The organism is Psychrobacter sp. T6-1 (assembly GCF_052258445.1).
In genome coordinates this window covers 1-15,136 of sequence record NZ_JBQQFC010000038.1, presented here as the reverse complement: position 1 = coordinate 15,136, position 15,136 = coordinate 1, and the positions used below count along the sequence as shown (strand labels likewise).

Sequence of the window (15,136 nt, the reverse complement as noted above, 5' to 3'; positions counted from 1 at the left end):
TCATAAGGTAAACTTGGATAAATATATAGAAAAACGGTAAGATAATCGTTAGCACGCTAACAAGAAGCAAAAGATAATATTAGGAATATCACTATTAAAACCCATATAGTCACTCACCACATGTTAGAGAAATCTATGAGAGAAACTCCTGCAGACTCTCTCATAAGGTTGATATATGTCAGCGCCATAAATACGACTGAAAGCTCTGTATTTGAACATATACAGAATCATTCAAAATCCTTTAATAAAGATAATCATATTATGGGGTTTTTGTGCAATAACAATCAAAACTTTTTGCAGTGTCTAGAAGGCACAAAGAGCACTATCTTTGCGCTTATGCAAAGAATCTTTAAAGATAACAACCATAAAGACGTCGATGTCGTTTTTACCCAAAGAGTAAGCCGTTATAGCTTTACCGATTGGCGCATGCACAGTCTTAATCTAAGTACTAGCAATTGGGATAAATTTTCAGCTCGTACTCAGCTCACTGATATCTCCCCGTTTGAACCACAGCACTGGCCTTCTTGGTTCGTTGAGCACTTTATCGAAACTGTAAAAACCATTGATTACTCCAGTATTAATCAGGACTATATTACCTTTGATACGCTAGGGTATTCTGATTTTAGAAAAAAACTAGCTAGTAATCATGTTTTGTTCTATATATTTTTGAGCGTATTAATTTGCTTTTCTGTAGCGATTTTACTGTTTAAATATGATGTAAGTTCTTAATAAAGGATTATTTCTATAAGATAAAACTCTGCTTTTGCAAAGTCTTGTATGACTTTAGACTATTATACTTCTATCCTTTCCTACAATATTCTCTACCCTTATATAAGTCAATTACTCCCTTACTCTATCGTACTGCTCTTGTCATAAGACAGATGTTATTGATGAAAAATTCGACTATAGTAGATAGCGATCATTCTCATGTGATAATAAAGGAGTATTTTATGAAGACACTAAAAATGGGCTTGGGACTGAGCCTGATAACGATGCTAAGCGCTTGCGTCACAATAACCAATAATGAGGTAGCACTGGGCGGCGAGCCTATCATCACGCAGTACCCTGTTGAGACGGCTCTACTCAATATCTATACCCAGCCGCGCACTGAGACGCTCACTGAGGTCAATAGTACCCAAAATAGAACTATTGACACCAAAGTGACTCCTAAAGGCATCATGGAATTTGAGGGCAAGCGTGTACAAGGCGCTGAGTACGCCACTGTCACTAAAGTAGGCGGTAACGTAGTCAGTCGTTCGACCAGTATCAATTACTTTACCCTAAACCCTGCGCGTTTTTATGGTTATACCGACAGCTCAGGCGCGTATTCGGTAGCGACCCAAACTGCTGACCTACCTAAAGTCGCTCGCGTTGGCGATAAAGGCACATTGATTACCGAAAACGTCTATAGCGATAGCAGCAAACGCAATCAAATCAGCCGCTACCAGCAGTCATGGTCGCTTACGCAGGCTAGCCCAACGACCGCTTGGTTCTGCATTAATACCTCACAAAATCTGTTGTCTCCAGTATCAGATAGCAGTACTGTAGAATGTTACAATATCGATGCTAAGGGCGATATCTTAAGTAGCAAGGCTACGGCCTCTATCCCTACAGCCAATGGTATCAAAACTGTTACTTATACCAGTCGTTAAGTCTTATCTTCTACATAGAACTCATCTATCAGGTGAGTTCTTACGTAGATAATCGGCACTTATTCTTTTAATACCATCACTTCCTCGCTAAATCATAACTCTATGCCCAAGCTCTTAGTTCCTACTCGTCTCTTAGTCACTGCTCGTATTGTATTAACCGTCATCGGTATCGTTATCATCGTTGATTGCGTAGCGCTCATGATGGTGGGCAAAGTTAACTTCGGTACTGTGGTGCCGTTTGCTATTGGCATCATCTTTGTCGCTCATGGTCTATACTGGCGGCGCATTCGCGACTTTATTGGACGTAGACGTCTGTATAAGCGAGTTTGGGGCGCATTATGGGGCGCATTTGCAGTATGGCTGGTCAGCTTTGGGGTGTTTATCGGCTCTTTACAGCAGCAGATTGAGCGCAGTCGTCAGCCATTGCCAGATATCGCCGCTGTCATCGTATTAGGATCAGGAACAGTCGATGGTAAGCCGACGCCGACCCTCGCCAAACGTTTAGACGCGGCTGCCCCTGTTATTAAAGTGCAGCCTGATGCTATCGCTATCACTAGCGGTGGTGTTGGTTTTGGGCGCAGTCGTAGTGAAGCCGATATTATGGCAACCTATCTTAGTGAAGCGCACGGCATTGCATTTAGGCGCATCATACAAGAAGGTCTGAGCACTAGCACTGAGGAGAACTTAAGTCTAAGCAAGCCGCTATTAGCTGCCAAAGGCGTCTGCCTCTCGCAGCCTATCGCCATCGTGACCAGCGACTTTCATACTATTCGCGCGGCTAGCATTGCCCGCCATCAAGGTTATACGCAGCCGATAACGGTAGCGAGTACGACGCCGTTATCGATTCGATATAATGCATGGTTTCGTGAATATTTTGCCTTTGTCAGCGGTTGGCTTTTGGGTGAGTATTAAGACGTGTTACCTTGCATCAGCACGCCTTAGTTTTGAAGTGGGTTATACTAACCAAAACTTATGACTGCGGTTTTAAATAATAACGGGATGCCTATATGTTGTTAGATGTGCTCTTGACGCTGCATTTTATACTGCTAGTGCTTATCTCGCTGCGGGTGCTTGCTCGTCACGATCTGACAGCGCCTGCTCGCTTATCTTGGATTGTGGTGCTGTTTATACTGCCCTATATCGGCGTTGTGATTTACTGGTTGTTTGGTGAAATTCATTTAGGGCGCAGGTTTACCCAAGACTATGAGCACATCAAAAATGAGCTGTACCGTAATAACCCTGAAGTACTCGGCTCTGAGGAGACGATGCGCGCCGCTATCGACCCTGAATACCAAGCGCCGTTTGCCTACTCTGCCAATGCTACAGGCTTTTGTACCACAGTCGGTAATCGTGCTGAGCTGATGAGCGACGCTGCTGAGACTAGCCGGCGCATGATTGCAGACTTTGATGCGGCAACCGATCATATCCATGTGCTGTACTATATTTGGCTTATCGATGGTATGGGTATCGATACCGCGCAGGCGCTGATGCGAGCAGCACGGCGCGGCGTGCGTTGCCGAGCGATGGTCGATGGTATGGGTTCGCGCAAGATGGTGCGCTCCAAAATTTGGCGCGAGATGATCGAGGCGGGCGTCGAGGTTAGCGTGGCGCTACCGATCAGCAATATTATCAAGGTGCTACTCTTTAGCCGTATTGACCTGCGTAATCACCGCAAGATTACTGTCATCGATGGCAAAATCGGCTATAGCGGTAGCCGTAACTGCGCCGACCCTGAGTTTCGGGTCAAGCCTAAATACGCGCCGTGGGTCGATATCATGCTACGACTTGAGGGGCCTATCATCGCGCAGAATCAGATGCTATTTGCTAGTGACTGGCTGATGAAGAACCCTGATACCGCGCTTGAGAGCTTCCCTTATTATACTGAGCCAAAGGATGATGCCTGCGGCGCGCAAGTCTTCTCGGACGGGCCGACGCAGCGACGCGGCACCACGCCGCAGTTTTTGACGACGCTTATTGGTCAAGCCAAACATAGCTTAATTATATCGACGCCCTATTTTGTTCCCGATTACTCTTTGGTCAGTAGTCTGTGCGCCGCAGCCTATCGCGGCGTTGATGTCACGATGATATTTCCTAAATACAATGACTCTTTTATCGTTGCCGCCACGTCGCGCAGCTACTATTGGGAATTACTAGAAGCTGGCGTCAAAATCTATGAATACAAACCAGGCCTATTGCATGCCAAGACTTTGACCGTCGATGGCGAGATAAGCTTGATCGGCTCGACCAATCTGGACTTGCGTAGTTTTGATCTAAATTATGAGAACAACGTCATCTTCAGCGACAAAACTTTGAGCGCTGAGATCATCGAGCGCCAGCATGAGTATCTGGCAGACTCTGAAGAGGTTACCCGTGAACAGGTCGAGAACTGGTCTTTGCTGTATAGAATATGGAACAACATCGTCGCGACTATGGGGCCGGTACTGTAGTTAACACTAGATAAAATGGATACGTTATTCAAAAACGCGGGACTAGTATAAATTTTTCTGGCTTGCTGTGCCTACGCAGACAGAGGCTGCAAAAAATTCATTTCAGCCCCGCTGTCTCTTTTTTATATTGGACTGACTATATAACGACTTATTTGCTAGCAGAATTATCATGACTCTAAACCAGCAACACGTTTTTGCAAGACATACACCACAAATCTAGCCGTGGTCGCAAATGGCTGATCTTGGCTTATATCCAGCAGCGCTTGACGCTTATGGACGCGAGCGCGGTAGGCATAGGGCGTCATAGTCAATAAATCATCGAGCGCAGATGTCGATAAGTGCAAATCGGTACTGATCTGATGCGTTTTTAGTAAGGTGAAATAAGGCGCAACCTCTAGCAAAAACTTATCTGAATCATGAGCGCGCACCTCATCGAATAAAGCTTCGCGTATCGAGGCTAAATGCTCTATATCAGGCTTAGCAATGATAAGGTAGCCGTCTTTTTGCAATACCTTGGCAAAAGCGGCTGGCAATATCGGACTAAAAATACTACTAATACCAGTTAAACTTTGCTCGCTTAAAGGTAAATGTGCAGCGCTGGTAACGATAGGGTAGATAGTCGCTACACGCGCGTTTTTATCTTGCTGATACCAGAGTTGACCTGCTACTTTACTCGCTTTTGCTAAGCGGATGACAGCAGGCTTACTAATATCAGCAGCTATCAAAGTATCCACCCCTGTCTGCGCTATCGCCTGCGTATAGTAACCCTCGCCGCAGCCAATATCTAACCAGCGACTCTTGCCTGCTTGGCTATTTGTCTTTTGATTTAATGCGCTTATCTGCTCACAAATAAGCGTCTGTAGCGGCTCATAATAGCCTGCTTGCAAAAAACGCTTACGGGCATCAATAGAGTGCTGAGAGTCCCCTGGCATCTTGGACTTTTTTTGTTGTACGGGCAATAGATTGACGTAGCCTTGACGCGCAACATCAAACGGGTGCGAGACTTGCTTTTGGTGCAAGCTGCCATCACAGCGCCAAGTATCTGCGGCAGATGTTAGCGGTGACTGACAGATAGGACAAATAAATAAAGACACAGGGTTCTCAAAATCGGCGCAATATGGCGCTTATCTTAACAAAATTTGTGATTGATAGCCGATAAAAAAGCCACCTTAGTCGTCTCTAAGATGGCCTTTTTGCTATTGAAGTCTAACGTAATTTTAGTGTCATAAGACCCAGTATCACCAGCAAAATAGCGATAATCCAAAATCTGACCACCACTTGCGTCTCTTTCCAACCAATTTCTTCAAAATGATGATGGAGCGGCGCCATACGAAAGATACGTTTTTTGCGTAGCTTATACGAGCCAACTTGTAAGATAACGGACACCGCTTCGGCGACGAACAGCCCGCCCATAATGGCAAAGGCAATCTCTTGACGGGTCATAACCGCGATAGTACCGAGCATAGCACCTAAGGATAATGCGCCAACATCGCCCATAAACACCTGCGCAGGATGAGCGTTGAACCACAAAAAGCCAAGACCTGCGCCAACCATTGCCCCGCAAACGACAATCACTTCTGAATTGTAGGGAATATAAGGCACATGTAGATACTCTGAGAATCGAATATCTCCTGATACATAGGCCATAGCGCCTAAACCTGCGGCAACTAAGACGACAGGCAAGATCGCTAAACCATCTAGGCCATCGGTCAAGTTCACCGCGTTTGAGGCACCATTGATCACAAAATAGGTAAAGATAATAAAAGCAATACCAAAGGGCACAACTGAAAAAGGCACAACCCAGTCTTTAAATACAGGCAGTAGTAAATCTACCATACTGCGCGTCGTCGCTATATCTGGCTGCAAAGTAGCAATATAGTATAGTGAGGCGCCAACGAATATCGCGCCAACAGACAGCCAAAAGTATTTTTTGCGAGCGATAAGTCCTGTTGGGTTTTTGTGCTTAATCTTGAGCCAATCATCCGCCCAGCCTACCGCGCCAAAAATAATCATGACGATGAGCAAAATCCAAATATAGGGGTTACCAAGACGCGCCCACAGTAGGGTCGACACCCCAATAGTGCTAAGTATCAGCACCCCGCCCATCGTCGGCGTACCTGTCTTGATGATATGTGACTGCGGCCCATCATCACGAACCGCCTGACCATATTTAAGGGTGCGCAGATGGCGAATAACAGGGCCACCCAGCGCTAAGCTAAGCCCAAGCGCAGTTACCACCGCTAGTAGCGCGCGCAAAGTCAAAGAGGATACCGCAGAAAACGGTGAGTAATATTGGCTAAGCCATTCAAACAACCAAACTAACACCGCCTACTCCTCGACTAGCGCATTGATAAGGGTTTCCATCGCCATAAAGCGCGACCCTTTGAATAAAACGGTACACGGCTGTGCTTGCTGCGCTTGTAAAAACGATTGCAAATACTTAAGCAGACTGTCTTTGTCATCAAAAGCATGGGCATTGATATCACTCACTTCTTTGGCACCAGCGACAGTATAGCGGGCGTATTCACCAACGCAGAGCAGCACATCGATACCTGTCGCGGCAATCGTGCGTCCAAGGCTTTGATGCTCACTTACCGCCGCATCGCCAAGCTCACCGATATCGCCTAGCACCATGATTTGCGTCCCTGTTTGCGCGGCGAGCACCTTAGCACCTGCACGTACTGAATGCGGATTGGCATTATAAGTGTCATCGATCAAGCGGTGGTTGCCGAGCATTTGACTATCAAGACGACCCTTAGCAGGGCGCGAATTTTCGAGGCCTGTCACGATGTCTTCAATAGGAATGTTTAAAGCATAAGCGCATGCGGCGGCAGCTAGGGCATTTTTGACATTGTGCTCGCCTGCTAATGGCAAATTGATATCCTGCACCTGCGTACCGATATGCAATTTAAACTCACTGCGCTCAGGCTCGACGTCTAGGTGACTGGCGCTGACATCAGTATTACCAAAACCGATAACATTGGAGGTATGCGTCTCAGCGATACGGCGCAGTTGGTTGGTAAAATCGTCTTTGTCTGGAACAATGGCAAACTGAGTATCATTTAAAGTGTGATAAATCTCAGCTTTGGTCTGACAGATACCCTCGCGGCTACCAAACTCGCCTAAATGCGCAGTGCCGATATTTAAGATACAAGCCACATCAGGACGGACAATCTCGGTGGTATAAGCGATCTCTCCAATGTGATTCGCGCCAAGCTCCATGATGGCATAACGATGATGATCGGACAGCTCAAGGAGCATCATGGGTACGCCCAAATCATTATTTAAGTTGCCACGCGTGATCAGCGTTGGCGCTAAGCGCCCAAAAATGCTACCAAGCATCTCTTTACAAGTGGTCTTGCCGCTAGAGCCTGTAATAGCAATTACCGTTAAATCAGTATGCTGCTGACGACGATGAGCGGCCAGATGCCCAAGTGTCAGGCGCGTATCAGTGACGACTAATTGCGGGATACTGGTTGAGATCGGACGTGAGACGATAGCAGCGACAGCGCCTTGAGTGGCCGCTAGATTGATATAATCATGACCATCAAAGTTGTCACCGCTGAGCGCCAAAAAGATATCACCCGTCTTTATTGTACGCGTATCGGTAGCGATACGATTACTTGTCAGTTGAGGGCTTTGGGTTTGATCTGCTTGATCAGAGTCTGGTAGCTGCCAATGACCATCGAGTGCATTGGTAGCAGCGAGCAGATTGTCCGCTTGCCAGACGTAGAGTCCTTGCGACTGAAGGGTATTATCGTTGTCAGCTGTCATAGGGGTTACCTTGTAGGGCTTTCATTATCTTACTAATGGTTGTCGTAATAGTAGTTATCGTATCAAAAGGTTATAAAATCAGAGACGTTGCGCTTTTTTGAGGGCTTGCGCTAAAACAACACTGTCATCAAAATCATGGCGCACATGATTAATCTCTTGGTACGTTTCGTGACCTTTGCCTGCGATAACCACAATGTCATCAGCCTTGGCGTGGGTCACTGCATAGTCAATAGCACGCTGGCGTGCAGGCTCTATGTGCGTGCGCTTGTATTGCTCATCTGTCATACCTGATTGCATATCTTGCAATATGACATTCGGGTCTTCGGTGCGCGGATTGTCAGCGGTCAATATTACTTTATCAGCACCTGATAGTCCTGCTTGCGCCATCAGTGGTCGCTTGCCAGCATCTCGGTCACCGCCGCAGCCAAACACTGCCCATAGCTGCCCGTCGCAATGCGTTCTTAGGCTAGCGAGCACTTGGCTGAGCGCATCAGGAGTATGCGCATAATCCACGATAAAGCAGCCATCAGTCGACGGTACGCGCTGCATACGTCCGATAGCGCCTTGCAACTTAGGTACGACGCTAGCTACACGCTCGATATCCACACCTAAAGCGACAGCGGCAGCAATAGCGGCAAGCAAATTGGCCACATTAAAAAGCCCTAGTAATGGGCTGATAATAGTAATATCCCCAAACTCGCTATGCAAGGCAATTTGTACACCCTCAAGGCTAGGCTCAATGCGAGTTGCCATAAAAGTTGCTGACTTTTCAGGCTGCAAGCTATACGTCCATACAATAAGATCACTCGCTTGCGCTGTATCTATCATAATTTGCGCATGCTCATCATCGCTGTTGATAATGGCATGAGTCAGCGCTGGAAAGTGTGCTTTGTCAAACAATCTTGCTTTTGCCTGCGCATACTCGCTCATATCAGCATGATAATCTAGATGATCGCGAGAGAGATTGGTATAGATAGCAACGCTCACAGGTATGCCTTGCAAACGCTGCTGATCAAGTCCATGCGAGCTGGCCTCAAGTGCCAATATCTGCGCTTGCTCTTGACCCATTTTATATAAAAATTGCTGCACCGCCAGCGCGTCGCCTGTGGTATGACTCGCTTGTACCAGTGCGCCCAAGCGTCCATTGCCTGCCGTACCCATCACCGCACTACTCATACCGACCAATTGCGCAAGCTGCGCGACCAGTTGACTAATCGTCGTTTTGCCATTGGTGCCCGTCACCGCGACTACTGTAGGCAAAGCGATAGGCTGCTGATATTGCATACGGCTCTGAACCAAATCACCCAAAAAATCCCGAATATCAGGCACATAAAGAACAGGACAAGGCAGATCTGATAAAGCCAAGTCAGTATCTTGGTGGTTACCGAGTTGGATATGACGGTGCGGCGGAACATGAGCAGTAGCAAACAAAGCTTGCGGGTCAATCTCAGATAAGATGAAGGCTGCATTTTGCGCGGCTTGTTCGATGTAGTGACGGCTTTTTTGGCAGTTCGGTATTTGGCTTTTTAGCAGGACAAAGACATCCTGCGCACCCACTTGCCGGCTGTCTAATTGAAACTGGTGGAATGCGATATCAGCGACTGATTGGTCTTGTACTAGCATATCTAGCAGGTGTTGACGTAACCTACCTTGATCCTTATCACCGCTTTGAGAACCGTCCATCAACTGCTGCAAAGTAACAAGGTTATAATTTGACTCAGTCATGGACAACTCCTAAAGAAAATGAGAGACAACACAGGGTTTTATTTTTGTTTAGGGTTCTGTGGTCTGCAAAGGTTTATCAAGAGGCACATTATACAAGCGTAGTGCCTCTTTCATCACATTGTGAAAAACAGGCGCTACCGTCAAACCGGCGTAAATCTGACCGCGCGGGTCTTCGATTAGCATAACACCGACCAGTCTCGGATTAGAGGCAGGCGCCATACCAGCGAATACGTTACGGTATTGATCCGTATAGTAGCCACCATCAGGATTGATCCGGCGCGAGGTTCCTGTCTTGCCAGCGACGCGGTAGCCATCAATCGCTGCCGCTTTTGCCGTACCACCAGCCTCAGTTACGGACTCAAGCATTTTTACAATAGCCATCGCTTGCTCGTGTTCCATAATGCGCTTACTTGGCGTTGCTTCGTTATCTTTGATCAAGGTAAGCGGATGCATAACCCCGCCTGCCGCTAGCGCTGCATAAGCCTGTGCCACTTGCGCGAGCGTCACTTGTAGACCATAGCCATAACTGACCGTGGCTCGTCTTGCCGTTTCTTTTTCTTTTGGCGTAACGACAAGGCCACTACCCTCACCTGGGAACTGCAGGGGCGTTTTGGTCCCAAAGCCGAACTGTCTTTGCATATTGGTAATGGCATCAGGCGGCAAGGATAAAGCAATCTTGGTTGAGGCGACGTTGCTCGATTTTTGAAGTAGCGTTGCCATATTGATCATACCCAAATTGTTATGATCGCGAATGGTATAGCCGCGCACCCGAATGGAACCAGGATTGGTATCGATTAGAGAATTAGCGGTGTACTTGCCTGAGTCTAGAGCGGCAGCAACGGTAAACGGCTTCATCACCGAGCCTGGCTCAAAGACATCAAGCACCGCACGGTTACGCTGGTTTTCACCAGTCATCTCGTTGAGATCATTGGAGTTAAATGAGGGCCATGTTGAGAGCGCAAGCACCTCGCCTGTCTGGACATCAACGACCATACCCGTCGACCAACGCGCGCGCTGCAAGCGTCCTGCCTTTTCTAGCTCTTTATATAATAAATACTGCAAGCGCGAATCTATCGTCAATGCCACATCTTTACCTGCAATCTCAGGTTCAAGCTGCTTGATCTCTTTTAAACTGTTTTGTTTGGCGTCTTTTAGCACTAAGACTTTGCCATCATCACCAGCGAGCATCGTCTCATACTGGCGCTCGATACCCGCACGTCCCTCATAGCCGCCCTCAGGATCAGCGGAGTTTTGACCCATAAAGCCAAGTAGCTGCGAGTTGGGCTGGGGCTGCGGATAATAGCGCTGAAAGAAGTTCTTTTCGTATACCGCAGTAAAGTCAAGTGAGCTCACACTTTGTGCAATCTCAGGGGTGACTTTGTTCAGTAGCGGTAGATAGTGTGAGCCTGCACCAGAGGGTAGCGCCGCTTTCACCGCATCAGGATCAGTGACGTCAATACTGTCATCAATAGCCGTCACTTTTTGTAATTCAGTAACAGGAATATTGGCAGCAGCAGCCAAAATAGTTAAATCCATGTCTTTTAAGCGCTGCTCCATCCGTGCACGTAGTTGCGGGCTGTTTGGATTGGTCAGAATAATGCGCTTGATCTCGTAGTATTCGCGCGCATAATCATGCGGGCTAAAAGAGACTGTCGCAAGTGGCGCACTAACGGCGAGCGGTAAGTCATTACGATCAGTAATCATACCGCGGTAAGACTTTTGCGTGCGAGTGCTGGTGATCAGCTCATCGCCTTTGGCTTGATAGAACTGTGCGTTGATGACTTGCACATAGTAGGCGCGTGCGATTAAAAGTATTAAGATAACAAAGGCAATGCCCCAAATCATGCGAAACCGGTCTTTGTCATCCTCAAAGCCGCCGCGAGTGGACGCGCCTGAGGCTTTATTAAAAGCAAGTTTTTTACGGTTTTTGACGCTGGTGTAAGCGCCCTCGCTCTCATTCTTTTTTAGGCGACCAAATAATTTTGCTTTGCGAGTATTAACACTACCTGATTTGGCGGTACTAGCACGGCGAAGGGGTTTGATAACCTTACCGCTAGCAGGTTTTTTATTCTTGTTAGCTTTGGAGTCAGGTTTTTTAGTACTCATAGCGCCGCCTCCGATACGTCTGTGCTCGCCTGTGGCGCGTTCTCTAGTAGCGTATCGCTCAAGGACTCTTGCTCAGCTACAGTGTTTTTCTCAGCTAAGGGTTTCTGCGGATTTGGCGCGGCACTCGATAATACAGCGGCAACACCTGGCTGAATGATGAGCTTGTCTTTGAGCGTAGGCGAGTACATACCTAGCTCTGCAACCGCGCGGCTGGCAATTTGCGGGGTAGCGCTAAAGGTTTGCTGCTCAATCAATAAACGCTGGTGCTCAATTTGCAATTTGCGCTCTTGTTTTTTCATGTCTTGCAAGGTTTTGTAGTCCTGATGATATTGCTGCACGTTTTGGGCAGTTTTGATACCACTCCAGATGATAGAGCCCGCTAATAAGAGCAGTATCACCACATAAATACTAACCACATTAAAACGCTTGGCAAACAGTTCACCGACATCTGTATGAGTTGTAGAAGTATGCTGCTGCTTGGTCGGTTTGCCAGAAGGTGCCATGACGCTCTCAAAATAAAAATAAAAAAGAATACTGCTAAAAGTGAAGCAGCTTAACAGAGAATATTTACAGGTTCTTAACAGGCGCGTAGCTATTCATGCCTTGGCATCGTTAAATCAAGCTTTTGTGCAGTTAGTTTGCATTGGCTGTTAGTTCGTACTAACTATCACGTCACTACGAGTCGCGGCGCGTAGCCACGCACTACGCGCGCGCGGATTATCAGCGATCTCAGTCTTGCTAGGTCCAATGCGTCTGGGCTTACTAAAGTACCGCGGGCGTTTAGGCGGCATGGGTAGGTTTTCATCCTCTGGATACTGACCCTTACTATGACGCTGCAAAAATTGCTTGATACGGCGATCTTCTAACGAGTGAAAGCTAATCACCGCAAGCTGCCCGCCTGTTTTTAACATCTCAATACTTTGCGCCAAAAAGCTATCGACATCGCCAAGCTCATTGTTGATAAAGATACGCATCGCCTGAAAGCTTTGGGTCGCTGGATGCTTGCCGCGCTGCCAGTTTGGGTGCGCCACTTTTATCACTTCAGCCAACTCAAGTGTCGACTCATAACTGTCCATTTGTTTGATGGCGCGGGCAATACGGCGGCTATGACGCTCTTCACCGAACTCATAAAGTACGTTAGCAAGAGTCTCATCATCGACCTGCTCAAGCCACTGTCCAACAGACTGCCCGCGAGTTGTGTCCATGCGCATATCGACCACGCCATCACGCATAAAACTAAAGCCGCGCGTGCCATCATCGATCTGCGGCGAGGATATCCCCAGATCTGCCATAAGTCCGTCTACTTTAGCGATACCCAAAGCATTTAAGCTGCCCGTCAAAGTAGCAAAGCTATCATGAATAACCTGTACGCGGCTGTCTGTCGCCGCCAATTCGTGAGCGACTGCAATCGCGGTCGGGTCTTTATCAAAGACGATAAGCTTGGCATCGTCAGCTAAGTGTGAGAGCAGCAAACGGCTATGACCGCCGCGCCCAAAAGTTGCATCAACATAAATACCGTCCGCTTGCAAACGAGCTGCTTTTGGTAAGGATTTGACGCCCAGCACTGCAGCAACCGCTTCGTTTAATAATACCGCGTCATGCACAAATACAGGCTCATCACGCTCTGGCGTTTGCGTAGCACTTGATACAGTATCAAGATTGGCGTTAGGCTTAGAATCTAATAAGGACACAAATCACTCAGTAAATGACGACCTAGGCGGCCAGTAATAGTATAAAAATAAACAAGTTATCAGACAACTTGCGTTATTATCGCAAGGATACACGGTGAGTCAAGCGCTAGAGGGGCTTTTCGTTAAAAATATCGAAACGCTCTGTTATACTAGCGCTATATTTTACGCTATTTCTACTCTTTAATTGCCTATTTTTTAGCTGGCAACTTTTTAACCAGCAACACTATCCCGAGACCCTTATGACCCAGACTATTAGCTCCATCAAGCGCCCTGTTCGTACCCGTATCGCCCCCTCACCTACTGGATTTCCACATGTTGGCACCGCCTATATCGCCCTGTTTAATCTGGCTTTTGCCAAGGCAAACGGTGGTGAATTTATTTTGCGTATTGAGGACACCGATCAAGCGCGCTCAACTAAAGCCTCCGAGCAGATGATTTTGGACGCGCTGCGTTGGGTGGGTCTAGATTGGGCAGAGGGTCCTGATGTTGGCGGGCCCCATGCGCCTTATCGTCAAAGCGAGCGCGCGGATATTTATAAAGATCATGCCCAAAAACTACTAGACTCAGATCATGCCTTTCGCTGTTTTTGTACCCCTGAGGAATTAGACGCCATGCGCGCGGAGCAAATGGCGCGCGGTGAGACGCCGCGTTATGACGGTCGCTATGCTGATTTGCCGCGTACTGAATCCGATAAAATGGTCGCTGATGGCAAACCTTTCGTCATTCGTATGCGTGTACCTAAAGATGGTGTGTGTAAGGTTGAGGATATGCTACGCGGTACGGTTGAGATCCCGTGGGAACAAGTCGATATGCAAGTGCTGCTCAAAACTGACGGCCTACCAACGTACCATCTCGCTAATGTCGTTGATGACCATTTGATGCAGATCACGCACGTCATGCGCGGTGAGGAATGGCTCAATTCCGCGCCCAAGCATCAATTGTTATATGAGTACTTCGGCTGGGAGATGCCCGTTCTGTGCCATATGCCGCTACTGCGCAACCCTGACAAATCCAAGCTATCAAAACGCAAAAATCCAACCTCCATCACCTACTATCGTGATGCAGGTGTGCTCCCTGAGGCGCTGCTCAATTATCTAGGGCGTATGGGCTACTCTATGCCAAACGACGAAGAAAAATTCACTCTTGATGAAATGATAGCCAGTTTCGATATTCAGCGCGTGTCTTTGGGCGGGCCTATCTTTGATATCGAAAAGCTGTATTGGCTCAATAGTGAGTGGCTACGCGCACTGACGCCTGAAGAATTAAAGAATAAAATCCTCGACTGGGCCAATAATAGTGATAAGCTGACGGCGATGGCAGCCGCAATACAACCTCGTATTGAGCTACTCTCTGACGCAGTTAATTGGGGCGGTTTTTACTTTCAAAACTTACCTGAAATCACTAGCGAGTATTTTGTGCACAAAACGCTTACCCCTGAGCAAATTATGGAAATCTTGCAGCTGACATTATGGCAATTAGAAGCACTGCCAGAATGGTCGGAAGACAACATTTATGCCATTGTTAAAGGCATGGCAGCCGCGCTAGATATCAAGATGCGCGATTTTATTGCGCCGTTCTTTATCGCTATTGCAGGCAGCTCCTCATCCACGCCAGTGATGAACTCCATGTGGATTATCGGTGCGGACATGACGATGACCCGCTTGCGTCACGCCATCGATGTGCTTGGTGGTTTGGGTAAGAAAAAGCTAAAGAAGTTAGAGAAAACAGCAGCAGATTTGCC

General features: G+C 47.4%; 12 protein-coding genes. 5 read left to right on the top strand and 7 right to left on the bottom strand.

Translation table 11 applies throughout. The annotated features are described in order from the left end of the window. Window positions 1-135 precede the first annotated feature (135 nt). The 4 genes from ACTXGO_RS04240 (at window position 136) to cls (ending at window position 4,099) form a co-directional block, all read left to right on the top strand. A complete protein-coding gene (locus tag ACTXGO_RS04240; RefSeq protein WP_443573453.1) occupies window positions 136-729 on the top strand; it encodes a BLUF domain-containing protein in 594 nt (197 codons plus the stop codon). Between the two features lie 221 nt (window positions 730-950). Further along, window positions 951-1,652 carry a hypothetical protein gene (locus ACTXGO_RS04235; protein WP_443542707.1) on the top strand — a complete coding sequence of 234 codons (702 nt, stop codon included), beginning with the start codon at window positions 951-953 and terminating at the stop codon, window positions 1,650-1,652. 102 nt (window positions 1,653-1,754) lie between these two features. Further along, complete coding sequence (locus tag ACTXGO_RS04230; protein WP_443542705.1) at window positions 1,755-2,564, top strand: YdcF family protein; 810 nt, start codon at window positions 1,755-1,757, stop codon at window positions 2,562-2,564. A gap of 95 nt (window positions 2,565-2,659) precedes the next feature. Continuing rightward, on the top strand, window positions 2,660-4,099 hold the full coding sequence (gene cls, locus ACTXGO_RS04225) for a cardiolipin synthase (protein WP_443573451.1): 1,440 nt from the start codon (window positions 2,660-2,662) through the stop codon (window positions 4,097-4,099). 167 nt (window positions 4,100-4,266) lie between these two features. Here cls and ACTXGO_RS04220 read toward each other — a convergent pair whose 3' ends face one another. The 7 genes from ACTXGO_RS04220 to rsmH all read right to left on the bottom strand — a co-directional run bounded on the left by ACTXGO_RS04220 (window position 4,267) and on the right by rsmH (window position 13,308). Further along, on the bottom strand, window positions 4,267-5,193 hold the full coding sequence (locus ACTXGO_RS04220; RefSeq protein ID WP_435949826.1) for a putative RNA methyltransferase: 927 nt from the start codon (window positions 5,191-5,193) through the stop codon (window positions 4,267-4,269). A gap of 112 nt (window positions 5,194-5,305) precedes the next feature. Further along, window positions 5,306-6,424, bottom strand: coding sequence for a phospho-N-acetylmuramoyl-pentapeptide-transferase (mraY, locus tag ACTXGO_RS04215; protein ID WP_317200015.1), 1,119 nt, complete (start codon window positions 6,422-6,424; stop codon window positions 5,306-5,308). Between the two features lie 3 nt (window positions 6,425-6,427). Further along, window positions 6,428-7,873, bottom strand: coding sequence for a UDP-N-acetylmuramoyl-tripeptide--D-alanyl-D-alanine ligase (locus ACTXGO_RS04210; RefSeq protein ID WP_317200014.1), 1,446 nt, complete (start codon window positions 7,871-7,873; stop codon window positions 6,428-6,430). A 78-nt stretch (window positions 7,874-7,951) separates the two neighbouring features. After that, window positions 7,952-9,598 carry a UDP-N-acetylmuramoyl-L-alanyl-D-glutamate--2,6-diaminopimelate ligase gene (locus tag ACTXGO_RS04205; protein WP_443573449.1) on the bottom strand — a complete coding sequence of 549 codons (1,647 nt, stop codon included), beginning with the start codon at window positions 9,596-9,598 and terminating at the stop codon, window positions 7,952-7,954. Between the two features lie 48 nt (window positions 9,599-9,646). After that, complete coding sequence (locus tag ACTXGO_RS04200) at window positions 9,647-11,704, bottom strand: peptidoglycan D,D-transpeptidase FtsI family protein (RefSeq protein WP_317200012.1); 2,058 nt, start codon at window positions 11,702-11,704, stop codon at window positions 9,647-9,649. After that, the gene (gene ftsL / locus ACTXGO_RS04195) at window positions 11,701-12,207 is read right to left on the bottom strand and encodes a cell division protein FtsL (RefSeq protein WP_443573447.1); all 507 of its coding nucleotides are present in this window, start codon (window positions 12,205-12,207) and stop codon (window positions 11,701-11,703) included. Before ftsL ends, ACTXGO_RS04200 begins: the two co-directional genes overlap by 4 nt. Window positions 12,208-12,354: 147 nt before the next feature. After that, window positions 12,355-13,308, bottom strand: coding sequence for a 16S rRNA (cytosine(1402)-N(4))-methyltransferase RsmH (gene rsmH / locus ACTXGO_RS04190; RefSeq protein WP_443542814.1), 954 nt, complete (start codon window positions 13,306-13,308; stop codon window positions 12,355-12,357). 326 nt (window positions 13,309-13,634) lie between these two features. Between rsmH and gltX the strand changes: the two genes are divergently transcribed. Beyond that, window positions 13,635-15,136, top strand: a 1,502-nt coding sequence (gltX, locus tag ACTXGO_RS04185; protein ID WP_443573445.1) for a glutamate--tRNA ligase, incomplete at its 3' end; no start/stop codon positions are given.